Origin of the sequence: Frigoribacterium sp. CFBP 8766 (assembly GCF_014841435.1) — a bacterium.
GTDB lineage: Bacteria > Actinomycetota > Actinomycetes > Actinomycetales > Microbacteriaceae > Frigoribacterium.
Map to the genome: position 1 here is coordinate 430,593 of NZ_JACYTX010000001.1, position 24,754 is coordinate 455,346.

Below are 24,754 nucleotides of genomic sequence, written 5' to 3' on the forward strand. Positions count from 1 at the left end.
GCCGGTGCACCTGGGTGAAGAGCTGGTCGTCCTCGGCGTCCTGCTGCTGATCGCCTACGGGCTGGGCAGGGCCGGCAAGCTGATCGGCCTGCCGTCCATCCCGATCTACATGATCGTCGGCCTGCTGGCGAGCACGAACACCGGCTGGTTCCCGATCAGCTTCGACTCGCACAACATCGAGCTGATCGCGATCTTCGGGCTCATCCTGCTGCTGTTCAACCTCGGCCTCGAGTTCGACCAGGACGAGTTCTTCTCCAACGCCGGCCGCCTGATCGTCTCGGGCGGCAGCTACATCGCGGTCAACATGGGCGTCGGCCTGGTCTTCGGCTTCATGCTCGGCTGGGGCACGCGGGAGGCGTTGATCATCGCCGGCATGACGGCGACGTCGTCGAGCGCCATCGTCACGAAGCTGCTCATCGAGCTGAACCGCCTGGCGAACCGCGAGACGCCGATGATCCTGGGCGTCACCGTCGTCGAGGACATCTTCATCGCCATCTACCTGGCGATCGTGTCGGTGGTGCTCAGCGGCGAGACCGACCCGCTGCCGGTCGTGCTGAAGCTGGTGGTCGCCTTCGCGTTCCTGGTCGCGATGTTCGCCGTCGCGAGATGGGGCGGCGCCGTCGTGTCGAAGTTGATGCGGACGCGCGACGACGAGCTCTTCACGGTGCTGTTCTTCGGCCTCGCCGTGCTGTTCGCGGGCCTCGGCGAGATCCTCGGCGTGACCGACGCGATCGGCGCGTTCCTCATCGGCCTGATCATCGGCGCGACGCGGTACCGCAACAGGGTCGAGCAGTTCGCCCTGCCGATGCGCGACGTCTTCGGCGCCTTCTTCTTCCTCAACTTCGGCCTCGGCCTCAACCCGTCGCTGTTCCCGAGCGTGCTCGGGCCCGTCGCGATCGCCGTCGGCATCACGATCACGCTGAACGTGATCGCGGGCCAGTTCGTCGCCTGGCTCAACAAGCTCGGGCCGCAGGCGGGCATCAACACCGCGGTCATCCTGCAGAACAGGGGCGAGTTCGCGCTGATCCTCGCGACGCTCTCGGCGGGGGCCGGGCTCGACGAGCGGCTGCAGCCCTTCGCGGGGCTCTACGTCCTCATCATGGCCGTGCTCGGCCCGGTGCTCGCCTCGAACTCCGAGCGCATCGGCGGGGTCGTGCTGCGCACCCGTCGACGGGCGGAGCGCGAGGCGAGAGAGGCCCGGCGCCTCGAGCGCGACACGCGCCAGTCGGAGGAGATCGCCCTGATGGAGGCGGCGCTCGCCGGCGGCGAGCCGGGCACGCCCCGCAGGAGCGACGGCAGCGGCAGCAGCGCCGACGCGGACGCCGACGACGAGGAGGCGCTGCTCGGCACGCGCGAGCGCGCCGCCGCCGAGGCGGCAGCGGAGGCCGACGCCGACGCCGCAGACGACGACGACCTCGACGAGCAGGACAGGGCCCGGGCCGCGATCCTCGCCGACCAGGCCGGTCAGCAGTCCGACCAGCGGGCCACGCGTCAGCGCGACCCCGAGTACTGATCCCGAGTGCCGACTCGAGCGCTGACCCTGAGCGCTGACGCCGGGGGCTGACCCGAGTGCTGAGGTCCCCGATGCAGGTCGCGCGCACGGTCGGCACCCAGCAGGCTCCCGCGGGGGCGCAGGTACCATCGGGCTCGTGACCCGCACCGAGAACCCTCCCGTCTCGCGCGACGTCGACGTGCCCGCCTCCATGTGGGAGGTCGCCCGGCGCCCCCGCTGGATCGCGATGCTCGCCCTCTGCCTCGTCATCTCGGGCATCTTCGCCTGGCTCGGCCACTGGCAGATCGAGCGCAGCGTCGAGAGCGGGCAGGAGGTCAACCCCGGGACCGAGACGGTCAAGATCCTCAGCGACGTCGTCGACCCGCAGTCGCCGTTCTACGACCGCGTCGGCGGGCAGATGGTCACGCTCACCGGGCAGTTCGCGCCCGACGACTACCGCGTCGTCGTCGACCGCTACAACGGCGGCAACCCCGGCTCGTGGCTGATCGGCCGTCTCGTCGACGACGTCGACGGGTCGTCGGTCGTCGTCGCCCTCGGCTGGAGCAGCGACGAGGGAGGTGCCGAGGCCGCCGAGCGCGCCGTGCCCACGGGGACGGTCACCGTGACCGGCCGGTACATGCCGAGCGACCAGCCTTCCGACGGCGACTTCAAGGGCGGCCGCGAGAACGTCGTGTCGGTGCCCATGCTCGTCAACGAGTGGACCGACCTCGATGGCGACGTCTACTCCGGCTACGTCGTCTCGGCCGACCCGGTCGACGGCCTCGCCGCCATCGACTCGGTCGCCCCCGAGAGCGACCGCTCGCTCAACTGGCTGAACGTCTTCTACGCGATCGAGTGGGTCGTGTTCGCCGGCTTCGCCATCTTCCTGTGGTTCCGGCTGGTCCGTGACCGGTTCGAGCGCGAGGTCGACGAGGCCGAGGAGGCGCGGCTCGAGGCCGGGACCGCCTCCTGACCTGCTCCTCCTGCGCGCGCCGACCCGCGCCTCCTGCGCTGGCTCGACGACGACCGACCCCGCCGTGGCGGCTCCGGCTCCGCGGGTAGGATCGAGGCCATGCCCCTGAAGCCCCGGCAACGCGACATCCCGAAGATCCCGGGTGCCGTCAAGTTCTACAAGATCTCCGCCTACGTCACCGGCGTGATGCTGCTGCTGCTCGTCTTCGAGATGGCCTTCAAGTACACGCCCCTGCAGCTCGAGATGCAGCTCGGCGGCGAGGGCGGGTTCCTCGTGCCCGTCGACTCGATCACCACCGGCTTCAACCTGTCGACCGCGATCCTGATCGCGCACGGCTGGCTCTACGTCGTCTACCTCTTCGCCGACTTCCGCCTCTGGAGCCTGATGCGCTGGCCGTTCTCGCGGTTCATCATCATCGCGCTCGGCGGCGTCGTGCCGTTCCTCTCGTTCTTCGTCGAGAGCCACATGACCAAGCTGGCGATGCGTGAGCACGCAGCGCTGGTCGCCGAGCCCACCCCCAGCACCCAGGGAGCCCCCGCGTGACAGAAGCCACCGAGACGGCCCAGAGCCCCGTCCTCGTCGTCGATTTCGGGGCGCAGTACGCGCAGCTGATCGCGCGTCGCGTGCGGGAGGCCAACGTCTACTCCGAGATCGTGCCGCACACGATCACCGCCGCTGAGATCGCAGCGAAGAACCCCGTCGGCATCGTGCTCAGCGGCGGGCCGTCGAGCGTCTATGAAGAGGGCGCGCCGGGCCTCGACCCCGCCATCCTCGAGCTCGATGTGCCCGTGCTGGGCATCTGCTACGGCTTCCAGGCGATGGCCAAGGCCCTCGGCGGCGAGGTCTCGCGCACCGGCCAGCGCGAGTACGGCGCGACCGACGTCACCCTCGCCGCGGGCGACAGCACCCTGCTCTCGGGCCAGCCGACCTCGCAGACGACGTGGATGAGCCACGGCGACTCGGTCTCGAAGGCGCCCGAGGGCTTCGACGTGCTCGCGTCGAGCGCCGCGACCCCCGTCGCCGCGTTCTCGAGCGACGCCCGCAAGCTCTACGGCGTGCAGTGGCACCCCGAGGTGAAGCACTCGTCGTTCGGCCAGGCTGTGCTCGAGAACTTCCTGCACCGCGCCGCCGGCATCCCCGCCGACTGGAACAGCGGCAACGTCATCGCCGAGCAGGTCGCCCGCATCCGCGAGCAGGTCGGCTCGTCGCGCGTGATCTGCGGTCTCTCCGGAGGCGTCGACTCGGCCGTCGCGGCCGCCATCGTCCACGAGGCGGTCGGCGACCAGCTCGTCTGCGTCTTCGTCGACCACGGCCTGCTGCGCGCCGACGAGCGTCGCCAGGTCGAGGAGGACTACGTCGCCTCGACGGGCGTCCGCCTCGTCACGGTCGACGCCGAGCAGCAGTTCCTCGACGCGCTCGCCGGCGTCACCGACCCCGAGCAGAAGCGCAAGATCATCGGGCGCGAGTTCATCCGCAGCTTCGAGGGCGCCGCCGAGGCGCTCGTGCTCGAGGCCGCGGCCGAGGGCGAGTCCGACGTCAAGTTCCTCGTGCAGGGCACGCTCTACCCCGACGTCGTCGAGAGCGGCGGCGGCACGGGCACCGCGAACATCAAGAGCCACCACAACGTGGGAGGCCTGCCGGAGGACCTGCAGTTCGAGCTCGTCGAGCCGCTCCGCACCCTCTTCAAGGACGAGGTCCGCGCCATCGGCCGCGAGCTCGGCCTGCCCGAGGTCATCGTCGGCCGCCAGCCGTTCCCCGGGCCCGGCCTCGGCATCCGCATCATCGGCGAGGTGACGCACGAGCGCCTCGAGCTGCTGCGTCACGCCGACGCCATCGCGCGCGCCGAGCTGACCGCCGCCGGCCTCGACGGCGACATCTGGCAGTGCCCCGTCGTGCTGCTCGCCGACGTCCGCTCGGTGGGCGTGCAGGGCGACGGTCGCACCTACGGCCACCCGATCGTGCTGCGCCCGGTCTCGTCGGAGGACGCCATGACGGCGGACTGGACGCGCCTGCCCTACGACGTGCTCGCCAAGATCTCGAACCGCATCACGAACGAGGTCGACGGCGTCAACCGCGTCGTGCTCGACGTCACGTCGAAGCCGCCGGGCACCATCGAGTGGGAATGACGGGGCTGGTCTCGACGCGAAGCGTCGAGCCCCGTCATTCCGGGGGAGCCTGCGACCCCGGTGCCCACCAGTAGGTGCTGAGCATCGCGTTCCGCAGACGCCTCGGCGAAGCGTGCTGAGGCGGGTGGAGCCCACGGGTGGCACCGACCCCGCGTCGCAGGTGAAAANCCGCGCACGGCGCCGTGCACACAGAGAAGCGGGGCCCGTCCCTCTCGGAACGAGCCCCGCCTCCTGGTGTCGCCGGCTTGCTAGTCGTTGCCTCGCAGGATGGCGAGGAGACGCAGGATCTCGACGTAGAGCCACACGACGGTCATGACCAGGCCGAAGGCGGCCGACCAGCCGTAGATGCGCGGGGCGCCGCGCTCGACGCCCGTCTTGATGTTCGTGAAGTCGAGCACCAGCGAGTAGGCGGCCATGAGGATCACGAGGATGCCCAGGACGAACCCGATCGGGATGCTGGTGCCGGGGATGTCGGTGCCGCGCAGGCCCCAGGGGTTCGAGTTGGCGCCGAAGGCCATGAGGCCGAGGTTGAGCAGCGAGAAGACGGCGTAGCCGATCATGCCGATCATGAAGATCTTCGTGGCCTTGGCCGACGCGCGGATCTTGCCGCTGCGGAACAGCAGCAGGGTGACGACGAACACCGAGGCGGTGGCGAGCAGCGCCTGCGTGACGATCCCGTCGAACCGAGCCTCGAAGATCGACGAGATGCCGCCGACGAAGAGGCCCTGGGCTGCCGAGTACGCGAGCACCAGACCGGCGGAGGGGCGCTTCTTGAAGATGTTGACGAGGGCGAGCACGAAGCCCGCGATCGCACCGACGATGGCGAGGGCCGGGATGAACCAGCCCACGGCCGCACCGAGGGCGACGACGGCGAAGGCGATGACCGTCTTCGTGATCGTGTCCTCGTAGGTCATGCGGTCGGTCTCGACGGGGCCGGCGGCGGGCTGCGTGTAGAGATCCTGCAGCTGCTCGGCGGTCATGCCGTTGTACTCGACGGGGCGCTGTCCCGCAGCGGCGCGCTCCTGTCGGATGACGGCGGCGCCCTTCTCCGAGAAGGCCGGCGACTGACTGAAGCCGGGATTCGAGAATGCCAAGGGAGTTCCTCTTCTGGTCGTGAGACGTGGTCGCGACGCGAGGTGCTGTGTGCTGCGTCGCCGTACAGAAGAGGCTAACGGGTGTCGGCCAGGGGAGGGCTGAGGATTTGCCTGATGAGGCCCGTATTCGCGGCAGGCGAACGTGCACCGGCTGCAGGGTTGCACCGTCTCGGGGCCGGGGTGCAGCTGCCTGTCGACGCCGCACCTCCTCGTCCGTCGCCCGCCGCCGGTACCGTGGCTGCCATGTCGCCTCGCCCCCTCGTCATCGCCCACCGCGGAGCCAGCGGGCACCGGCCCGAGCACGGGGAGGCGGCCTACCGCCTGGCGATCGACCTGGGAGCCGACGCGATCGAGCCCGACATCGTGCCCACCCGCGACGGCGTGCTCGTGCTGCGGCACGAGAACGAGATCTCGGGCACGACCGACGTCTCCGACCACCCGGAGTTCGCCGACCGGCGCACCACCAAGCAGATCGAGGACAAGGAGGTGGCAGGCTGGTTCACCGAGGACTTCACCTGGGCCGAGCTCGCCACCCTGGCCGTGCGCGAGCGCCTGCCGCACCTGCGTCCGCTCAGCGCGGCCCACGACGGGGAGGGCGGCATCCAGCGGCTGAGCGACCTGCTGCGGCTGCTCGACGACGCCCCGCGCGAGGTGGGCCTCGTCGCCGAGGTGAAGCACGCCCAGCACTTCGAGGCGCTCGGGCTGCCCCTCGACGAGCTCGTCGCCGCCGAGCTGGCCGAGCACGGCTGGGCGGACGACTCGCGCCTCACCGTCGAGAGCTTCGAGCAGACCGTGCTGTGCCAGCTGCAAGAGAGGGGAGTCGGCGGCAGCCTCGTCTGGCTCGTCGAGAAGGCGGGCTCGGCGGCCGACCAGGTGGCCCGGCTCGGCTCGGCGGCGCCGACCTACGCCGACCAGCTCGACGAGGCGTCGCTGACGGCCCTGGTCGAGGCGGGCCTGCACGGGGTCTCGTTCGACAAGGCGATGCTGCTGCGCCCCTCCGGCGAGACCCGGCCCGAGCTGGTCGACCGGGCGCACGCGGTCGGTCTCGACGTGTTCGCCTGGACCCTGCGGATCGAGAACGCGTTCCTCGCGAAGGGCAACCGCCAGGCCGGCGGCAAGGAGGCGGAGGGCGACTGGGAGTCGGAGTTCGCCGACCTGATGGCGCTGGGCCTCGACGGGGTCTTCGCCGACCACCCCGAGCGCGCGGTCGCGGTGCGCGAGGCGCTGTGAGGGCGAGGTCGTGAGCGCAGACCGGTGGTGGCAGCGCTCGGAGGTGCTGCTCGCGCGGGCGGTCGTCGCGTGCCTCGCTGCCTTCGTGCTCACCCTCGTGCAGGTGCCGGTCGCCGTCTTCTGGGCCGTGCTGGTGGTGGCGGGGCCCGTCTCGGCTGCGCAGGGCACCGGTGCGGGCCTGTTCGTCGCAGGACCCTTCGCCGCGATGATGTGCGGCCTCGTCGTGAGCTCCGTCCTGAGCACGAGCGTCGTCCCGGCCGTCTGGGTCGCGCGCGTGCGCACGCGACGACACGAGGAGGCGGTGGCCCAGCGCGCCGGACGCTCGCCGCACCTCCCCGACTCCGACCTCGAGGTCGACTGGCTGCTCACCGGCGTGCGCTTCGTGGGCTTCTTCTTCACTCCCGTGCACACGGGCGACGAGCGGTGGCTGCACACCGATGCGGCGGGGTCGTTGCCGCCCCGGCCAGAGCGCTGGCTCGTCCCGCCGCGACCGTTCCGGGCGCCGTGGCCGAGCCGGCTCTTCGACCGCGTGCGCACCAGTGCGCCGCGGGGGACGTGGTACGTCGTCTTCGTCGCCGCCGGGGCACAGACGGGGCTCTACGCCCTCGTGTGCTGGGCAGCGGGCGTGCCTCTCTGACCTGGTCGTCGAGCTGGTGCTCGAGCCGGTGCTCGACCTGGTGCTCGCTCGGCTGGTGCGCCTCCTCCGTCCCGCCTCGGATGTCGGGGGCCCGGCTTAGACTGGCCGCGCCATGACGATCGTGCTCGAGCCCTCTGACGCTTCCGGTTCTGCCGGTGATCCCCTGACCGCGGGGCTGAACCCGCAGCAGAGAGAGGCGGTCGAGTACCGCGGGCAGTCGCTGCTGATCGTCGCCGGTGCCGGCTCGGGCAAGACGAGCGTGCTGACCCGCCGCATCGCCGGGCTGATCGCGACGCGTGAGGCCTGGCCGAGCCAGATCCTCGCCATCACCTTCACGAACAAGGCCGCGGCCGAGATGCGCGAGCGCGTGCAGCAGCTCGTCGGCCAGGCGGCCGAGGGCATGTGGATCTCGACGTTCCACTCGGCGTGCGTGCGCATCCTGCGCCGTGAGGCCGAGCAGTTCGGCTTCACGAAGAGCTTCACGATCTACGACTCGGCCGACTCGAAGGCGCTGCTCAAGCGCATCCTCAAGCAGCTCGACGCCGACTCGCTCGGCTTCACCGTCAGCCAGGCGGCCGGCAAGATCTCGAAGCTCAAGAACGAGCTCAGCGACGTCGAGACGTACGCGCGGCAGATCAACGCCGGCGACCCGCAAGACGTGATGTTCCTCGAGATCTTCCGGCAGTACACGCGGTCGCTGCAGCAGGCGAACGCGTTCGACTTCGACGACCTGATCGCGCAGACGGTGTTCCTGTTCCGGGCGTTCCCGCACGTGGCGGCGACGTACCAGCGGCGGTTCCGCCACCTGCTGGTCGACGAGTACCAGGACACCAACCACGCGCAGTACGCGCTGATCCGCGAGCTGACGCGTCCCGTCGACCCCGACCACGTCGACGCCCTCGAGCGCGGCGGGCAGTTCGTGCAGTCGATGCGCGACGGCAGCGGCCGCATCCCCGGGGCGTCGCTCACGGTGGTCGGCGACAGCGACCAGTCGATCTACGCGTTCCGCGGTGCCGACATCCGCAACATCGTCGAGTTCGAGCGCGACTTCCCCAACTCGAAAGTGGTGCTGCTCGAGCAGAACTACCGCTCGACCCAGAACATCCTCGACGCGGCCAACGCCGTCATCGCCAACAACTTCGACCGGCAGGCCAAGAACCTGTTCACGACCGTCGGCGAGGGCGCCAAGATCGTCGGGTTCACGGGCTACACCGGGCACGACGAGGCACAGTTCGTCGCCGACGAGATCGCGAAGCTGCACGAGCAGGGCACGGCCTACAAAGACGTCGCCGTCTTCTACCGCACCAACTCGCAGACCCGTGCGCTCGAAGAGATCTTCATCCGCTCGGCGATCCCGTACCGGGTGCTCGGCGGCACGAAGTTCTACGAGCGTGCCGAGATCAAAGATGCGATGGCGTACCTGATCACGGTCGCGAACCCCTCCGACCCGATGGCGCTCCGCCGCATCATGAACGTGCCGAAGCGCGGCATCGGCCCGGCGACCGAGACGGCGATGCAGCGCTGGGCCGACGAGCGCGAGGCGCCCCTGCGCGACGCGATGCGCAACGCCCGCGAGCTCGGCCTCGGCCCCAAGGTCACCGGCGCGATCACCGGTCTCGCGACCCTGCTCGACGAGGTGCAGGCGACGGCCGACACGGCGCCGGTGCACGAGATCCTCACCCGGCTGATCGAGGGCAGCGGCCTGGTGGAGGCGCTGCGGGCGTCGAGAGACCCGCAAGACGAGGCGCGGGCCGAGAACATCGACGAGCTCGTCGCGGTCACGAAAGAGTTCCAGCGGAACAACCCCGACGGCACCCTGCTCGACTTCCTCACCGAGGTGACGCTGGTCGCCGCGGCCGACGACCTCGACGACTCGAGCGGCACGGTCTCGCTGATGACGCTGCACACGGCGAAGGGCCTCGAGTACGAGGCGGTGTTCCTCACCGGTGTCGAAGAAGACCTGCTCCCGCACCGCATGTCGGCGAGCGAGCCCGGCGGCCCCGCTGAGGAGCGCCGGCTGTTCTACGTCGGCATCACCCGGGCTCGCAAGCAGCTGTTCCTGTCGCTGGCGATGACCCGCGCCCAGTTCGGCGAGGTGAACGTGGCGATGCCGTCGCGCTACCTGCAGGAGATCCCGGTCGACCTGATCGACTGGAAGCAGTCGCCGGGCATGGCGAACAGCCGAGGAGGCACCCAGCCGCGGGCGCTCAACGCGCGTCGCGAGGGCGGCCCTGACACCAACCGCGGGGCGACGCCGCGCGCGTCGGGCGGCTACGGCAGCGGCAGCTACGACCGCGCCACGGCGGCGGCGAAGACGAAGCCGAAGACCGAGTGGGCCAACCGCGTCACCGGCACGGTGCGCGACAACGGCGACCTGGTGCTCGAGGCGGGCGACCGCATCTCGCACGTCGACTTCGGCGAGGGCCGTGTCATGGCCGTCACCGGCGAGGGCGCCCGCCGCATCGCCGAGGTGCTCTTCGACACCGCCGGCCGCAAGAAGCTGCTGATCAAGGTCGCGCCGATCGAGAAGGTGAGTTAGGGGTGGTTGAGCGGGGTCCATTTCCTCCAGGTCCGCCGACAGGCATAATTTGGACGTCTACGGGCGTGTCTTTGGTCGTCTCTCCCTCTGATCGCGACTTGGACTTTGTCCGAGACCTTGAGCCGCTTCACGCGTGCGATTTTCAAGTCCCGGCGTGAAGGTCAAGGCTTGAACTTGCAGTAATTCCTCTCGGGTTGGCGGGGACATCGTCAGCGGACGTGACGTTGGCTGGTCGTTCATCGGAATAAATGCTCGGGCCCATCTCGGTCGGTTGAGGTCAAGTGGCATCTGGCCTGCGGATTCGCGTATGCCTGTCGCGCAAAGATGCTCGGTAATGGGGTTTAAACGCTACAGGCGTCGAATGCTCATCGGATGTGCCCGTGTCTCGACCTCGGGATAAGATCTCGCAGCACAACGTGACGGTTTCGCAGCACTCGGTGTTGATGATCACCACGTGCATCTTGATCACGGCTTGTCGGGCACGACTCGAGCTCGGCCGGGGCTCCGTGAGGCGCTGGCTGCGTGCCGTGCCGGCGATGTCCCGGTCGTCACGAAGCTCGACCGGCTTGCTCGGTCGCTGCGTGACGCGACCAACATCACGGACGAGCTGACGAACAAGAGCGTGGCCCTGAACCTCGGAGGAGCGGTCTACGACCCCACCGACCCGGTCGGCCGACTCCTGTTCAACGCGCTCGGAATGGTGGCCGAGTACGAGGCCGCCTCATCGGGCTCGTACCGTGAGGGGATGGCGATCGCGAAAGCTACCGGCAAGCTCCGCGGCCGCAAGCCCAAGCTCACCGCCTCGCAGGAAAAGCACCTCATACAGCTGCACCGCGGCGGCGCCCATCTGGCCACTGAAATCGCGGATCTGTTCGGCGTCGCCCGCTCCACGGTTTACCGCGCTATTCAACGTGCTTAATAAGCGTGAGCGCCGCGCGGGAAATATTGCTAAGGCATAGTCCGCGATCGCTATTTCTGGGGAACAGCACACACCGTTACTACGACATCGAGAGCATGGAGTGCGTCAGCCTGTTTGACAAGGTTGACCTTGGTAAAAGTAAAGAGGGTTTCGATGGTGAGCGGCTTTGGCGTTCCAATTGCGAGAACTACATCCGTCACGCTTGCATCCGTAATGGTGCCCTCCGATTCAGAAAGCACGCGCTTGGTCCAGGCCGTCCTTGCAGTGTCGTCTCTGGCCAGTGAGTCCGTGGACACAAGGCCTTGAGCCAGGAGATGGCTCAGATCGGCTGAGCTCCGACCGCGTTTGACGTGAATGAGCTTGCCTGGGGAGAGGTAAATGTCACACGGCTCAATGCCTCCTCGGGAGTGCAGGGGTGTCGTGATCAATTTGCGATCCATGCTCAAGCCTCCGAGAGCCTTGGCCGCGCGCAGATTGTAGTCCTTTTCGTCCTCTTCCAAAGGCCAAGCGGGGAATTGTACGGGGGCGGGTCGAGCAAGAATTTCCACGACGCGGCGATCGATGCGATCTAGATACTGGTCATCCATGCGGTACCAACGTCCATCGTGAAGGCAAAAGCGTTGCCCGTCCTCCCGGACCTCAAAGGCGAGCCAACGACGTAGGGGCACCGTGGTGGCAACGAGCGTGCTTGGTTCAGGATCTGGACTGCTGTGCAGCTCAATACGGATGGCGTCGAGACGGGCGAGGAGCTGCTCGCGCGGGACCTCACGGAGCCACCCGAGGACTTCATCGATAACCGGGACGTCGTTTGAGATGCGTACTTTTCGATCGCCCAATCCAGTCACTTTGCAGGCCACGACTGGCCCCCAGATGTTAAGGCGCTCGTGGGGCCAGGAGAGGCCCATGGTCGTGTTCTCGCCTGAGTAAATGTCGTTCAAGAGCATCTGCTCTAGGCGGGGGACCTGGCGATCGCGCGGCTTGAGTGCGACAAGCTGCTCCAGGCTTTCTAGACCTTGAAGCACTTCCTGTTCAGACAGCTTATGAAGCACCTCCAGGTCTTCAAGCAAATGGTCCGCTCTCTTAGAGAGGGGCAGGTTCAGGCTCTCTGCTGCACGGACTTGGATGACATCATCCCCGACCCCGAGTCCAGGAATCCGCGCCTTGGCTTCAATGCGGCTCACGACTTCGCCGTAACCGTCCACGCCTAGATCTCGCACCGTGCTGCCATTCGGTAGCGAACTACGGTCCACTCGAGCGCGGTGATCAAGGATGGTCTTCGTCAAGGACTTGATCTCCATTGGCAAGGCAGATCGAGCGACCACGCCAGGGCCGAAGCGGAAATCGATTCGTTCGGAATCGAGAAAATGGAAGCCGGTCCCCCATGTGACCGCCCAGACGGTTCCATGCTTGTCCTGAACTGCAAGCGCGGCACCCGGCGAGCTGGTCTTCAGGCTGACCGACTCTCCGGTCAGCAGAGCCACGTCGTTGGTCCATTTGGCCGAGGAGGTGATGGCGCCGCGCACCAACAGTGCAGGCTGGCCTTCGAGCTGTATCGGGGTGGACTCGTAGTCGTAAGTAGTCGTACGTCTCTCTTCGACGAAGGCGGACTCGACTGTTGTGTCGTCGACCATTCGGTAGAGCGTCGTTCGCTTCGTGGCGATAACTTCAATGTCAGCCATTGGTGGTACTCGTTCCGGACTAGGTCGCTCTGGCGCAAGGCCAGCAGAAGTGTGAATGACTCAAATTAGCCTAGGGAGCAAGGTGTTCACGCTATGCGCGCCGGGCAGGCTGGTCATATCGGGCAAACGGTTTGGAACTGGGTGTCTGGCCTCAACTCATGCGTGCGCTCAAGCGAGCCACTACCTGACCTGGGCTGCACCGCTTACGCCTGCCTCCGCTGATAGGGGGATCAAGTGCCAGCTCCCGCCCTCGAAGGGTGGGCGCTGCGACTCGGGTCTGCGCGAAAATGGATCTGGTGCTAGGCGTTGAGGGCGCAGGATTGCTTGCCTTGGATTCGGTCTCTTATTGCGTCAAGAATGGGTTCATGAGCGACGAGGCCCTTCCTGACCGTTCAATTGTTCAGAGTGTCGTTGTCGGAGTCGGCATGGCTGCTGCAAGCCAGGTGCCCGGCCTCGGTATTGTTCTGGGCGGCATCCAGGCAGCTATCGAGACCCGACGACAAGAAGTCCAAGACGAGTACCTGGCTTCACTCGCAGCACGAGTGCGATGGTTAGAAGAGCAGAACGGCGACATCCGGTTCGATGCGGCGGACCCAGACTTTTGCGCGGCAGTGAACAGGCTTTTGCGTGCCGCTCACGAGTCCGCTGGCGATGAGAAGCGACGACTCCTTGCAGAAGCTGCCGCAGGCATCGGCGCCGGCAATGCGGCTACACCGGAGCAGCAGGACCGTTTCATCGACTGGGTTGCGCGCCTGAGGCCCTGGCACATCCGTCTACTCGTGGCCTACGACAATCCAGCCGGATGGATCGCTTCTCATGGCGGCGACCCGGAGAAGTATGAGCGAGTGACGTTTACGTCCCTCCACACCTTTATCCGCGATGACATCGCTGGCGGTGACGGAGAGCTGAAGGGACACCTCACTGACATGGTCGCCGAATTGGACCGCGAGGGACTCCTGTCTCTCCCCGTTCGGACCTTAGAAGCGACCACATCGGGCTCCGCGCTCACTCAGATCCGGACGACAGAGCAGGGGCGTCGGTTCCTCGAATTCCTGGGCGCTGGCCAAAGGCGCACCGGAGAAGTTGGTAACGAGCCTTTCTAGCGCTCACCGTGCGTCGAGTTCGATGAAGGTGCAACACAGGTATTCGATAGACGATCGGTGTGCGGGCCTTGAGCTGCTGCGTGCCCCGATAAGGGTTCGGCTATCGGACGCCTCTGCGCATGATCAGCGACCCTCCAAACCCTGGCCGTAGCAAGGATGACGGGCAACGCTTTCGCTTATGGTGCTCCAATGAAGCACCTTCACTACGACAGTCTCGTCATCGCCATCTCCGATCGTCTGGCACAAACGATTGAAGAGTCGGCTACGGCGTTCATGCAAGAGGGCAAGTACGCAGTGTGGCCAGTTGCGGGCTACCGGGACGAACGGGACGAAGTCTCTGTGCAGCTTGCTTTTGGTCCTGGCCTTCGCTTCGCAATCACTGAGACGTGGCTGCCGGACGAGCGAGGTGCTGCGCGGCACACCGCTGATTCGATCGCCTACATCGAAGGGGAGCGGCAGTCGTTGGAGGACAATTACAAGGCTCGAACGCCCGAGAACGTCGTCGTCTACGGGCGTTTTCAAAGGAGTTCCCCTTCTGTCGCCTCATGGACGTTCTCAGGGGTTGAAGGAGTGGACGCCGCCAGATCGGTTGCGGAAGCCGTGCAGCTACTCAACGAAAGCGGCTACGAGATTGTCAGTGTCACGGAAAGCGGAAGTCCGAGCGACGCTGGTGCTTGGTCGAACATGTACATCTTCGGTCGCTGGCTGCGGTAAGAATCCCTGCTTTGGCAGACACAACGAACCCCCACAGCACATCTGTGCGGCGGGGGTTCGTCGCGTCCGTGGTCGGCCGGCTAATGAGGCGCAGTTATGGGGTCCAGCCGTCATCAGGAGTGCGACGCCGCTGCGCGCTTTCGCTCGCCGTCGCGACACCCAGCTGTGCGTGCTTGGCGTGAAAATCCAGCCACCGCTTTTCCACGGGGGAGTCAAGAAGCGAGCTGCCGATTTGGACGGCTGTTCCGCCGCGTCGAATGTTGATCTTGTCCCAGCCTCCTTCTGACTCGGCAAACCGGTAGGTCAGCTGGCCCCACGTCGGGTCGAGGTAAACAACATGCGCGCTTTCCCGATCAGCAATACCGGCACCGGTGATGTCGCTAGGGACAGGGCCTCCCGACTTAAAACGGTCTGCCCGGTAGGCCATGCGTTTGGTGTCTACGGCGGCCCTCATGGCCTCTTTGGCGTCGGACTTCGGCGTGCTGCTCTTGATGGCTGTTACGTAGCTGAAGTCGGCCTTGCTTCCGTCAACGCGCGAAATCCAAATGCCAATGGCGTCGCTTGGCACATTGAACATGTCGCCGTCGCTGGTTTTGCCGATGTAGAAGTGGTCAATTCCTGCGCCAGTTTTCTCCCCGCCCTCAGAGTGCCGGTCAACAAGCTCGCGGAGCATTTGATCGTGAATTGGGTCGGAAACGGTGTCGTACGTGTCATAACCGCTATTTCGCAGAATGTCGCGAAACGCTGCCTCTGCGCGTGACTTGGAAGACCAAGAGAACGAATCAAGAATGACTGGAATTGAAACGCCCACGTCAGTTTCGTCCCTTCCACTCGGGAGACGTTGTGCAAGTTGAGCGGATGTCCATACTCGGAATCTAGTTGCTTTCTAGTGCCCTTGGGGGGCGCCAAGACCGCTCGGGTAGGGGGACGCGTACTCCCGATGACAGACGCGCAGCGAGGCCGTACGGTGACCGCGAGAGTTCATGGGTTACACCGGGCAACGCATGTGCCGCCTCCCCTCATTACGGGTTGGACCAGCGGGGGTCGAGCTTGCTCGACCCCCGTGTTCAGCGTCGGTGGCGCGGCTTACGCTCCCGCCGTGGCACATAGAGGGTCGGGTGAGGCAGCGGCGAAGATTCTGCGCCGGCCGATCCCGACGCACCCGTTTGCGGTGCCGCCGGCGCCGGAACAGTTCGGTGTGTGGCAAGTCCGCCGGGTGCGCTCTGCGCCCCTTGGCTACGTCCTCTCGCGCCCCGAGCTGGGCGGCATCGCCTACCACTGCTACGCCCACGGCCGAGACGATGCCGGCGGCCGGCCCTGGCTGCGCCGGGAGGGCAGCCTGAACAGCGCCGTCGCGTGGATGATCCAGCACGAGGCCGAGCTGACGGCCTTGACGGTCCGGCTTCACCCCGAGCCGGACGAGTGGCCGTCGTGACCGCGGGTAGCGTCGAGCCCTGAGCTGGTTCGTCAGGCACGGCCCCAAGGGCGACACGAGCGCCGAGGCCGCGGCCGTCGAGGTGAATGCCACGACGCCGGCCGACGCGATCGACCAGGTGCGCGGCACGCTCCCTGAGGAACGGATCGTGACCTCGGTTGCTCCCTCTTGGCCCCGAGAAAGCCGTCAGCGGTCGCGCGTAGCTTGGCTCCGGTTAGATTCCCCCCAAGCGGTCCGAGAGCTGCCGCGCGGTCCTTAGCTTGCTAGGCAGCGGCATCCCGCGCACGCCGGCTTCTCCCTGCCGGTCGGGGGCTTCCTCCTGAACGTCGCCAGACTAAGGCCGGGCCGACGGGGCCGCTTCCCTCCACAACTTGGGCTCTGGACGTCCAAGGTCCTAGCAGCAGCGGGCCCCGCGAGCTGCTCGGTCTCGCTGAGGTCGACGTCCTGGTTGTGGAGGTCATTCTCGGCATGCGACGGTTCGTCTTCATGCGTGAGCCACCGGTGGGGCCGTCGTTGCCGGACCCGAGGCTCGCTAGCACAGTCTCGCCGGCGATCGCCTCGTTCGTGACGATTTGCTGGCTCTCCTCGAACTGGGTCTCGTCGTCGTAGGGCTCATCGATCGAGGATGCGGGGGTCTCATCCATCCTTTGATCGTTGATGCTGTGGCTGCTCTTTGGGGCGAGCGGCTCAGACCAGGCCGAGCTGCTCCATTCGGCACCCGAGGCGGTGATGTACGAAATGAAGAGTATCTGTATGCTGCTCGCGGCGGGACAGACCCGTCGGTTGACAGATTGGATCCTGATGAATATTCGAAGAGTGGTTGTCCACGTAGCCGTTACGGGCATGCTTGCCACTGGACTGGCGGGGGTAGGCGCAAGTGCGGCCACGGCTTCCCCGGCGGCTGACGCGTCCGAGGGCGCAGTCTTGGAGGCCGGGGCGCCTTACGAGGTCATTCGTGAAAGACTTTTCGCGGCGCGCGGGTCGCAAACCGTCGCCGAAATGGCTGCCATCGAGGCAATGGCGGGGCCGGGGATGAGCGTTGAGCTGCTGACCGAGCTGGATGGCAGCACTAGCGCCGCTGTCGCTGTGCCGCAGCGTCCTGGAACGCGAGCCATCACCCCGGTCGGGCCGGGTTGCTCAACGACGAGCGCCTGCATCACGAACACTTCGAACATCCACTATGGATACCGAGGCACCGGTGCGTTGAAAGGCACCTGGCTCAATGTTGTTCGTCTCGCGGGGGGTGACAAATCCTCTGGCCTCTGGGTGGGCAACGTGAACTACACCGCGCAGCCTTACAAATCTCGGACATTCGCGAGACCGATTAACGCGGATACCTTGACTCGCGCATAAGTTCCGACCTCTCTGAGGTAGACGGTAGGGCGACCTACTCGGTCCTGTTGAGTAGGTCGCCCTCGCCGACGTTGTCAGTAGGCCTGCCACGTTCAACGCGCAAGCCCGCGGCGGGGTGTCATGGCGTGCAGATTCGCATCTTCTGTTACACGCATAACCCGACTCTTCTGGTCTGAATTCTTTTGCCAACCACTGTCTGCGCCCATCTACGCGGGTGTAGTTGATGGGCATCGGGTGGTGCTTCGCGCTACTCGGTCTCGTCGAGGTCGACGTCCTGGTCGTCGAGGTCGTTCTCGGCCAGGCTCGGCTCAGCTTCGCGCGGCGAGCCGCCGGTGGGGCCGTCGTTGCCGTCGCCGAGGCCCGGCAGCACGGTCTCGCCGGCGACCGCGTCGTTCGTGACGATCTGCTGGCTCTCCTCGAACTGGGTCCCCTCGTCGTAGGGCTCGTCGCCCGAGGATGCGGGGGTCTGGGTGTCGCTCATGGTGCGTCCTTCCGATCGGTGGTGCGGTGCTGCTCGTGGGGGAGCGGCTCAGGCCAGGCCGAGCTGCTGCATCAGGCCGGCCTCGTCGGTGGCGCCCCAGCGCTCGACGAGCAGGCCGTCGTCGTCGAAGCGACCGACCTGGATGCCGCGCACCGTGAAGCTCTTGCCCGTGGCCTGGTGGCCCTGGAACGGCCCGGTGTGCGTTCCCTTGATCGTGAAGACCGCTGTGACGTTCTCATCGTCGGCGACGAGCGTCTCGACGCCCAGGTCGGCATCGGGGAACGCCGTGAAGAAGTCGCTCCAGAACGCCTTGATCCCCTCGACGCCTGCGGGCGCACCCGGCGCCGGGTCGTGGTCGACGACAGCGGCGTGGAAGCCCTCGCCGAGTCGGTCGATCTCGCGGGCGGTCAGGATCTCGCCGATCAGCTGCTGGGTGGCGACGTTCTTGTCTTTCGACATCTCGTTCTCCGTGTCTCTCGTGTGTGTCAGGTGGTTCCCGTCTACTCCCGCCCCGTGCCCCGGCCCCTGCGGAGCTTCACAGGGAACGAGCGTCGGGATCGTGCTCAGACGGCCGTGAGCAGGTGGTGCTCCTCGACCGCCTCCAGGGCGAGCACCTTGTAGCCCTCGCCCTCGAAGAACACCGTCATGCGGTCGCCCTCGGTGCTCATCACCGTGCCCTCGCCCCAGGCAGGGTGCGAGACGCGGGTGTCGGGGTCGAAGAGCGGAGCGTGCTCCGAGTCGTCGACCCGCGCCTTCTCGGCATCGGCCGGGCGGTCGGGCTCGGCCGCAGCGGCACGGCAGTCGTCGCAGTTGCCGCAGCGCTCCGGCGCCTCCTCGCCGAAGTAGCCGAGCAGGAACCGCCGCCGGCAGCCGTGCGACTCGGCGTACGTGCGCATCATCTCGATGCGCGACTTCTCGACCCGCTCGCGTCCCTCGGCGATCTGGCGCGCCTCCTCGGCCGCCTCCTTCGACCCGAGATCGGTCGTGACCTCGTAGCCCCTCGACGTCTCAGCGCCCTTCGTGGTCTCGGCGACCACGCCCGCCTCGAGCAGGAGGTCGACGAGCCGCGAGACCTGCCGCGGCTTGAGCCCGGTCGCCTCGGTGACCGCCTTGCGCTTGACCGGACCCGAGGAGGCGCGGATCGCCTCGTGCACCCGCCGCAGCTCGGCTCGTGACGGCAGCCCCGCCGCGAAGAACGACCGCAGCGACAGGTCCTCTGCCCGGTAGTGCAGGGTCGCGTCGGCAGGTTCGCCGTCACGCCCGGCGCGCCCGATCTCTTGGTAGTAGGCGTCGAGCGACTCGGGCACGTCGGCGTGCACGACGAACCGGACGTCGGGCTTGTCGATGCCCATGCCGAAGGCGCTCGTCGCGACGATCACGTCGATCTCGCCGGCGTGGAAGCGCTCGTGCAGCGCCCCGCGCTCAGCCGAGCGGAGGCCTGCGTGGTACGCCTCGACGGTGCGGTCGGGGCAGCGCTCGCCGATCTCGTCGGCGTAGCGCTCGCTCTCCTTGCGGGTGGCGACGTAGACGATGCCCGGCGTCGTGAGCTCGGCGACCTGCTCGACGATCGCGCGGCGCTTCTCGGCCTCGTCTTCGTGGCGGTGCACGGCGAGCGACAGGTTGGGGCGGTCGAAGCCACGGCTGATGACGAGCGGGTCGCGCAGCCGCAGCCGCTCGATCACCTCGTCGCGCACCGGACCGGAGCCGGTCGCCGTCAGCGCGAGCACCGGCGGTCGGCCCAGCCGCTCGACGATCTCGCCCAGGTGCAGGTAGTCGGGCCGGAAGTCGTGGCCCCACGACGACACGCAATGCGCCTCGTCGACGACGAGCAGGGCCACGCCCGCCCGCGCCAGCCGCTCGACCGTCTCGTCGCGGGCCAGCTGCTCGGGGGCCAGGAACACGTAGGTGACCTCGCCAGCGTCGACGCGCCTCCAGCTCTCGTCGTTCTCGTCGTCGGTGTGGCCCGAGTTGACGTCGACGGCGGGCGGGGCGTCGGGATGCCCGACGAGCCCCGCGACCTGGTCGGCCTGCAGCGCGATCAGCGGCGAGACGACGACGGTCGGGCCGTCGAGCAGCGCGCCCGCGACCTGGTAGATCGCGCTCTTGCCGAAGCCCGTGGGCATGATGCCGAACGTGTCGCGCCCCGCGAGCAGGGACTCGACCGCCTCGACCTGGGCGGGCTTGAGGTCGTCCCACTCGAAGAGGCGAGCGGCGACGTCGGCGATGCGGTCGCGGTCGGTGCTGCGGGCGGTGCGGGTGCTGGTGCGGGTGCTGCGGGTGGTGGTCATGCGGCGTCCTCGTGGTGCGTCCCGGCACCGGAGCGCGCCGAGACGGTCCATACGATGCCGCGGGCCACCGACACGCGCGCCGTCCACAGCGGATCGGCAGTGACTCCTCCCCGGCCGTACCCCGGGGCCGGGACCATACCCCTCCGCGCCTCCTCGGGCACGCACCCGGGAGGGGCCCGGAGGCCAGGCGCTAGGCTGGCCGAGGCCTGTTCGTCCCGACGTCGAGACAGACGCGAGGTGGGCGACGAGGCCGGTGCCGACTCGGTCGGCAGCCCCTCCAGAGCACTGGCGCAGCGATGCGGATTGGAAGAACAGCGTGGATCTTTTCGAGTACCAGGCCAGGGACTTGTTCGAGTCCTACGGCGTGCCCGTCCTGCCGGGAGTCGTCGCCGACACCCCGCAGGAGGCGCGAGCCGCAGCCGAGCAGATGGGCGGCGTGACCGTCGTCAAGGCCCAGGTCAAGGTCGGTGGCCGAGGCAAGGCCGGCGGCGTCAAGGTGGCGAAGACCCCGGACGACGCGGAGGCTGCGGCCGAGGCGATCCTCGGGCTCGACATCAAGGGCCACGTCGTCAAGCGCGTGATGGTCGCCGGCGGTGCGCAGATCGCGCAGGAGTTCTACTTCTCGGTGCTGCTCGACCGGGCGAACCGCTCGTACCTCTCGCTCTGCAGCGTCGAGGGCGGCATGGAGATCGAGCAGCTCGCCGTCGAGAAGCCCGAGGCCCTCGCCCGCGTCGAGGTCGACCCGCTCTCGGGCATCGACCTCGCCAAGGCTGAGGAGATCGCCCGGGCCGGCGGGTTCCCCGACGAGCTCGTCTCGAAGGTCGCCCCCGTGCTCGTCAAGCTGTACGAGGTCTACGCCGGCGAGGACGCGACGCTCGTCGAGGTCAACCCGCTCGTTCTGACCGAGCAGGGCGACATCGTCGCCCTCGACGGCAAGGTCACGATCGACGAGAACGCCGACTTCCGCCACCCCGGCCACGCCGACCTCGAGGACGCCGACGCGGCGGACCCGCTCGAGGCGAAGGCGAAGGCCTCGGGCCTCAACTACGTGAAGCTCGACGGCGAGGTCGGCATCATCGGCAACGGCGCAGGGCTCGTCATGTCGACCCTCGACGTGGTCGCCTACGCCGGCGAGGCGCACGGCGGGGTCAAGCCTGCGAACTTCCTCGACATCGGCGGCGGAGCGAGCGCCGAGGTCATGGCCGCCGGCCTCGACGTCATCCTCGGCGACGAGCAGGTCAAGAGCGTCTTCGTGAACGTCTTCGGCGGCATCACGGCGTGCGACGCCGTGGCGAACGGCATCGTCTCGGCCCTGGGCATCCTCGGCGACGCGGCCACCAAGCCGCTCGTCGTGCGCCTCGACGGCAACGCCGTCGACGAGGGCCGGCGGATCCTGGCGGAGGCGGCGCACCCGCTGGTCACCGTCGTCGCGACCATGGACGAGGCTGCCGACAAGGCCGCCGAACTGGCTTCGAAGTAAAGGGACAGAGCACAACCATGTCGATCTTCCTCAACAAGGACAGCAAGGTCATCGTCCAGGGCATCACCGGCGGCGAGGGCACCAAGCACACGGCGCTCATGCTGAAGGCGGGCACCCAGGTCGTCGGCGGCGTCAACGCCCGCAAGGCCGGCACGACCGTCACCCACGGCGACGTCACCCTGCCCGTCTTCGGCACGGTCGCCGAGGCGATCACCGAGACCGGCGCCGACGTCTCGATCGTCTTCGTGCCGCCGGCGTTCGCGAAGGACGCCGTCGTCGAGGCCGTCGAGGCGGGCATCCCGCTCGTCGTCGTCATCACCGAGGGCATCCCCGCTCAGGACGCGGCGGAGTTCTGGGCGCTCGCGAAGTCGAAGGGCGGCGCCACCCGCATCATCGGCCCGAACTGCCCCGGCATCATCACGCCGGGCGAGTCGCTCGTGGGCATCACGCCGGCGAACATCACCGGCGCCGGCCCGATCGGCCTCGTCTCGAAGTCGGGCACCCTGACCTACCAGATGATGTTCGAGCTGCGCGACCTCGGCTTCTCGACCGCCATCGGCATCGGCGGCGACCCGGTCATCGGCACGACGCACATCGACGCCCTCGAGGCGTTCGAGGCCGACCCCGACACCAAGGCGATCGTGATGATCGGCGAGATCGGCGGCGACGCCGAAGAACGAGCCGCCGACTACATCAAGGCGCACGTGACGAAGCCGGTCGTCGGCTACGTCGCCGGCTTCACCGCTCCCGAGGGCAAGACGATGGGCCACGCCGGCGCCATCGTCTCCGGCTCGGCGGGCACGGCCCAGGCCAAGAAGGAGGCGCTCGAGGCCGCCGGGGTCAAGGTCGGCAAGACGCCGAGCGAGACCGCGGCCCTGCTGCGCGAGGTGTACGCGGCCCTCTGAGGTCGTCGCGCGGTGCCGTGACCGGCACCGCGCCTCCTGGGCGGGCGTGTTCGTCCGGCCCGGTCCGTCACGACGGACCGCGGTCGACGGACACGCCCGCCTTCGTTCGTCCCCGGCCACGCGGCTCGAGACGTAGGCCGCTCGGTACGGGACGTCGGCCGCTCGGCACGGCACGTCGGCCGCCCAGCGGCCCGGCGGTACAGTCGTGCCCGATGAACCGCCCTGTCACCGCCGTCTTCGCCGCGCTCGAGGCCCTGCTCGTCGTCGGCATCGGCGTCGGGCTGCCCGTCGTCGTCCTCAGCCTCCTCTGGGCGTTCCAGTACGGACTCCAGATCGACTGGATCGTCTTCTGGCGCGCCGCCGTCGACATCTGGCTCGTCGGGCACGGCGTCGACCTCGACCTGCAGCTGGGAGCGGCGACCGCCGCCGCCTCCGGCGTCCCGGGGGCCGAGGCGCCCTTCGCCGTGACGATCGCCGCGCTCGGCTTCTCGGTCCTGACCGTGCTGCTCGGAGTGCGCGCCGGTCGCGCCGTCGCCGAGACCGCGCACCGTGTCGTCGGGGTCCTCGGCACGGTCGGCGTCTTCGCCCTGCTGAGCCTGCTGGTCACCGCCACGGCCCAGCACCCCCTCGCCTCGCCCGTCCTGTGGCAGGGGATACTCCTGCCGACGCTCGTCTACGCCGTGCCCGTCGTGGTGATGGCCGAGGTCACGCGCCGCCGTCGCGGCGAGCCGGCCGACCCCGTCACGGGCGCGCTCTCCACGCTCGTCGTCCGTGCGCCGCGCACCGCGCGCGTCGTCGCCGCCGCGGGGCTCCGCATCGGCACGGCGAGCGCGGCCAGCGTGCTCGCCGTCTCCGGCGTCGTCGTCGGCGTGCTGATGCTCACGCACTACGGCGAGCTGATCACCCTCTACGAAGGCGCGCACGCCGGGCTGCTGGGCGGCATCGCCCTGACCCTCGGCCAGCTCGCCCTGCTGCCCGACCTGGTCGTCTGGGCCGCCTCCTGGTTCGTCGGCCCCGGCTTCGCGCTCGGCACCGGCTCGGCCGTCTCGCCGCTCGGCACCTCGGTGGGGCCGATGCCCGCCGTGCCGTTCCTCGGGGCGCTGCCGACCGCCTCCTCGTCGTTCGCCTTCGTCGGGCTGCTCGTGCCGGTCGTCGCCGCGTTCGTCGTGACGACCCTGCTGCGCCCGCGGATCGAGCGGCTGCTCGCCGAGTCCGGATCGGCCGACGTGCTGCGTCGCGTGCTCGTCGGGGTCTCCGGCGGAGTCGTCGCCGGGGTGCTGCTCGGCCTGCTCGCCTGGTCGGCCTCCGGAGCAGCCGGGCCCGGCCGGCTCGCCCACGTCGGGCCCGACCCCCTGCTCGTCGGCGCCTTCGGGGCCCTCGAGGTCGCCGTGCCCTCGGTGCTGGCGATGGTCGTCTCGCTGCGGAGCTTCCTCGGGCACGACGACGACTCGGCGGCTGCTCCTGCAGGAGGTGCGCGCCCGGCTGACGACGTCGAGACCGGACCACAGCCGGTGCTGTCGGGCACGTCTGCGTGGTCGCGGTCGTCGACGGGTGCTGCGGCCACGATGTCCGGCCTCACGCCGGAGCGCGCGTCCGGCCTCTCGCCCGAGCGCACGGCCGACGACCGGACCGGCACCGGCGCCGGCGCCGCCGCAGGCATCGCCGCCCGCCTCGGATCCGACCACGACGAGACGACCGACCTCGGCGCGGAGCCTCTCGTGTCCTCGTCCGGCGCCGAGGCCGACGGCGACGCGGGTGACGAGACCGACCACGCGGCCGGCCGGCGACGGCGACTGGCGGAGCGGATCCGTCGGCTCCGTCCGCGTCGCCGCACCGACGGCACGGACATCGGGGACGACGAGGACAGCGGTGACACCGAGGACAGCGGTGATCGCACGGACAGCGGTGACCACGCGGCCGGCGAGGACGGGGCAGCCGAGGGGCACGGCGGAGCCGCTGCTCGGTCGGACACCCGGACGCCCCCGGTCACCGAGGCCGACACGGGCGAGACCGCCGTCGTCGAGACGGGGCTGCGCGCGCCCGGCGACCGCGTCCACGACCCCCGCGAGGTGCACGTCGACGCGGCGCGCGCCGCGCGTGCCGCACGGGACCGGGACCGCGACCAGGCCCGCGACCGCGAGGAGCACGACGACGAGCGCGACGGCCCCGCCCCGTGGTGGCGCAGGCTCGGATCGACCCCCGACCGGTCGGCCCCGGGGCACGACGACGACGAGACCGAGCCGGTCCGCGGTCTCGACCGCTGACCCGCGCCTCCTCGGACCTGGAGGAGCCGGAGGACCCAGGGG

At 68.4% G+C, this 24,754-nt stretch carries 20 protein-coding genes and 1 pseudogene; 15 read left to right on the forward strand and 6 right to left on the reverse strand.

Annotated elements, in window-relative coordinates; genetic code table 11:
- Positions 1 to 4: 4 nt before the first annotated feature.
- From IFT90_RS02080 to guaA, 4 genes are all read left to right on the forward strand, one after another.
- Positions 5 to 1,513, forward strand: a complete 1,509-nt coding sequence (locus tag IFT90_RS02080; RefSeq protein ID WP_192040757.1) for a cation:proton antiporter — start codon at positions 5 to 7, stop codon at positions 1,511 to 1,513.
- Between the two features lie 136 nt (positions 1,514 to 1,649).
- A complete protein-coding gene (locus IFT90_RS02085) occupies positions 1,650 to 2,465 on the forward strand; it encodes an SURF1 family cytochrome oxidase biogenesis protein (RefSeq protein WP_192040758.1) in 816 nt (271 codons plus the stop codon).
- A gap of 99 nt (positions 2,466 to 2,564) precedes the next feature.
- Entirely contained in the window at positions 2,565 to 3,008 is a 444-nt protein-coding gene (locus tag IFT90_RS02090) for a DUF3817 domain-containing protein (RefSeq protein WP_123547737.1), read from the forward strand.
- A complete protein-coding gene (guaA, locus tag IFT90_RS02095) occupies positions 3,005 to 4,591 on the forward strand; it encodes a glutamine-hydrolyzing GMP synthase (RefSeq protein ID WP_192040759.1) in 1,587 nt (528 codons plus the stop codon). Before IFT90_RS02090 ends, guaA begins: the two co-directional genes overlap by 4 nt.
- 248 nt (positions 4,592 to 4,839) lie before the next feature.
- On the opposite strand, the gene IFT90_RS02100 is transcribed toward guaA, so the two are convergent.
- On the reverse strand, positions 4,840 to 5,685 hold the full coding sequence (locus IFT90_RS02100) for a Bax inhibitor-1/YccA family protein (protein ID WP_192040760.1): 846 nt from the start codon (positions 5,683 to 5,685) through the stop codon (positions 4,840 to 4,842).
- A gap of 243 nt (positions 5,686 to 5,928) precedes the next feature.
- Here IFT90_RS02100 and IFT90_RS02105 point away from each other — a divergent pair, with 243 nt between their 5' ends.
- The 4 genes and pseudogenes from IFT90_RS02105 (at position 5,929) to IFT90_RS02120 (ending at position 11,010) form a co-directional block, all read left to right on the forward strand.
- Complete coding sequence (locus IFT90_RS02105) at positions 5,929 to 6,915, forward strand: glycerophosphodiester phosphodiesterase family protein (RefSeq protein ID WP_192040761.1); 987 nt, start codon at positions 5,929 to 5,931, stop codon at positions 6,913 to 6,915.
- Positions 6,916 to 6,925: 10 nt separating this feature from the next.
- On the forward strand, positions 6,926 to 7,552 hold the full coding sequence (locus tag IFT90_RS02110) for a hypothetical protein (RefSeq protein ID WP_192040762.1): 627 nt from the start codon (positions 6,926 to 6,928) through the stop codon (positions 7,550 to 7,552).
- A gap of 112 nt (positions 7,553 to 7,664) precedes the next feature.
- Positions 7,665 to 10,091 (forward strand): ATP-dependent helicase, encoded by a 2,427-nt coding sequence (locus tag IFT90_RS02115; protein ID WP_192040763.1) that lies wholly within the window; start codon positions 7,665 to 7,667, stop codon positions 10,089 to 10,091.
- A 361-nt stretch (positions 10,092 to 10,452) separates the two neighbouring features.
- Positions 10,453 to 11,010, forward strand: a pseudogene (locus tag IFT90_RS02120) (recombinase family protein).
- 50 nt (positions 11,011 to 11,060) lie between these two features.
- On the opposite strand, the gene IFT90_RS02125 reads toward IFT90_RS02120, so the two are convergent.
- Entirely contained in the window at positions 11,061 to 12,689 is a 1,629-nt protein-coding gene (locus IFT90_RS02125; RefSeq protein WP_192040764.1) for a DUF6119 family protein, read from the reverse strand.
- 365 nt (positions 12,690 to 13,054) lie between these two features.
- Between IFT90_RS02125 and IFT90_RS02130 the strand changes: the two genes are divergently transcribed.
- Together IFT90_RS02130 and IFT90_RS02135 are read left to right on the forward strand one after the other, a co-directional pair.
- Complete coding sequence (locus tag IFT90_RS02130) at positions 13,055 to 13,792, forward strand: hypothetical protein (protein ID WP_192040765.1); 738 nt, start codon at positions 13,055 to 13,057, stop codon at positions 13,790 to 13,792.
- Between the two features lie 189 nt (positions 13,793 to 13,981).
- A complete protein-coding gene (locus IFT90_RS02135; RefSeq protein WP_192040766.1) occupies positions 13,982 to 14,506 on the forward strand; it encodes a hypothetical protein in 525 nt (174 codons plus the stop codon).
- A gap of 94 nt (positions 14,507 to 14,600) precedes the next feature.
- Here IFT90_RS02135 and IFT90_RS02140 read toward each other — a convergent pair whose 3' ends face one another.
- Positions 14,601 to 15,317, reverse strand: coding sequence for a DUF3223 domain-containing protein (locus tag IFT90_RS02140; RefSeq protein WP_192040767.1), 717 nt, complete (start codon positions 15,315 to 15,317; stop codon positions 14,601 to 14,603).
- 405 nt (positions 15,318 to 15,722) lie between these two features.
- Between IFT90_RS02140 and IFT90_RS02145 the strand changes: the two genes are divergently transcribed.
- Both IFT90_RS02145 and IFT90_RS02150 read left to right on the forward strand, forming a co-directional pair.
- On the forward strand, positions 15,723 to 15,941 hold the full coding sequence (locus IFT90_RS02145) for a hypothetical protein (RefSeq protein WP_192040768.1): 219 nt from the start codon (positions 15,723 to 15,725) through the stop codon (positions 15,939 to 15,941).
- A 657-nt stretch (positions 15,942 to 16,598) separates the two neighbouring features.
- Positions 16,599 to 17,294 carry a hypothetical protein gene (locus IFT90_RS02150; protein ID WP_192040769.1) on the forward strand — a complete coding sequence of 232 codons (696 nt, stop codon included), beginning with the start codon at positions 16,599 to 16,601 and terminating at the stop codon, positions 17,292 to 17,294.
- Between the two features lie 247 nt (positions 17,295 to 17,541).
- Here IFT90_RS02150 and IFT90_RS02155 read toward each other — a convergent pair whose 3' ends face one another.
- From IFT90_RS02155 to IFT90_RS02165, 3 genes are all read right to left on the reverse strand, one after another.
- Positions 17,542 to 17,775: a hypothetical protein gene (locus IFT90_RS02155; RefSeq protein ID WP_192040770.1), complete on the reverse strand. Its 234-nt coding sequence runs from the start codon at positions 17,773 to 17,775 to the stop codon at positions 17,542 to 17,544.
- Positions 17,776 to 17,823: 48 nt separating this feature from the next.
- Complete coding sequence (locus IFT90_RS02160; protein WP_192040771.1) at positions 17,824 to 18,234, reverse strand: ester cyclase; 411 nt, start codon at positions 18,232 to 18,234, stop codon at positions 17,824 to 17,826.
- A gap of 104 nt (positions 18,235 to 18,338) precedes the next feature.
- A complete protein-coding gene (locus tag IFT90_RS02165; protein WP_192040772.1) occupies positions 18,339 to 20,063 on the reverse strand; it encodes a RecQ family ATP-dependent DNA helicase in 1,725 nt (574 codons plus the stop codon).
- A 316-nt stretch (positions 20,064 to 20,379) separates the two neighbouring features.
- Here IFT90_RS02165 and sucC point away from each other — a divergent pair, with 316 nt between their 5' ends.
- The 3 genes from sucC to IFT90_RS02180 all read left to right on the forward strand — a co-directional run bounded on the left by sucC (position 20,380) and on the right by IFT90_RS02180 (position 24,712).
- Positions 20,380 to 21,543, forward strand: coding sequence for an ADP-forming succinate--CoA ligase subunit beta (sucC, locus tag IFT90_RS02170; RefSeq protein ID WP_192040773.1), 1,164 nt, complete (start codon positions 20,380 to 20,382; stop codon positions 21,541 to 21,543).
- A gap of 17 nt (positions 21,544 to 21,560) precedes the next feature.
- Positions 21,561 to 22,448 carry a succinate--CoA ligase subunit alpha gene (gene sucD / locus IFT90_RS02175; protein WP_123547757.1) on the forward strand — a complete coding sequence of 296 codons (888 nt, stop codon included), beginning with the start codon at positions 21,561 to 21,563 and terminating at the stop codon, positions 22,446 to 22,448.
- Between the two features lie 212 nt (positions 22,449 to 22,660).
- Positions 22,661 to 24,712, forward strand: a complete 2,052-nt coding sequence (locus IFT90_RS02180) for a DUF6350 family protein (protein ID WP_192040774.1) — start codon at positions 22,661 to 22,663, stop codon at positions 24,710 to 24,712.
- Positions 24,713 to 24,754 lie beyond the last annotated feature (42 nt).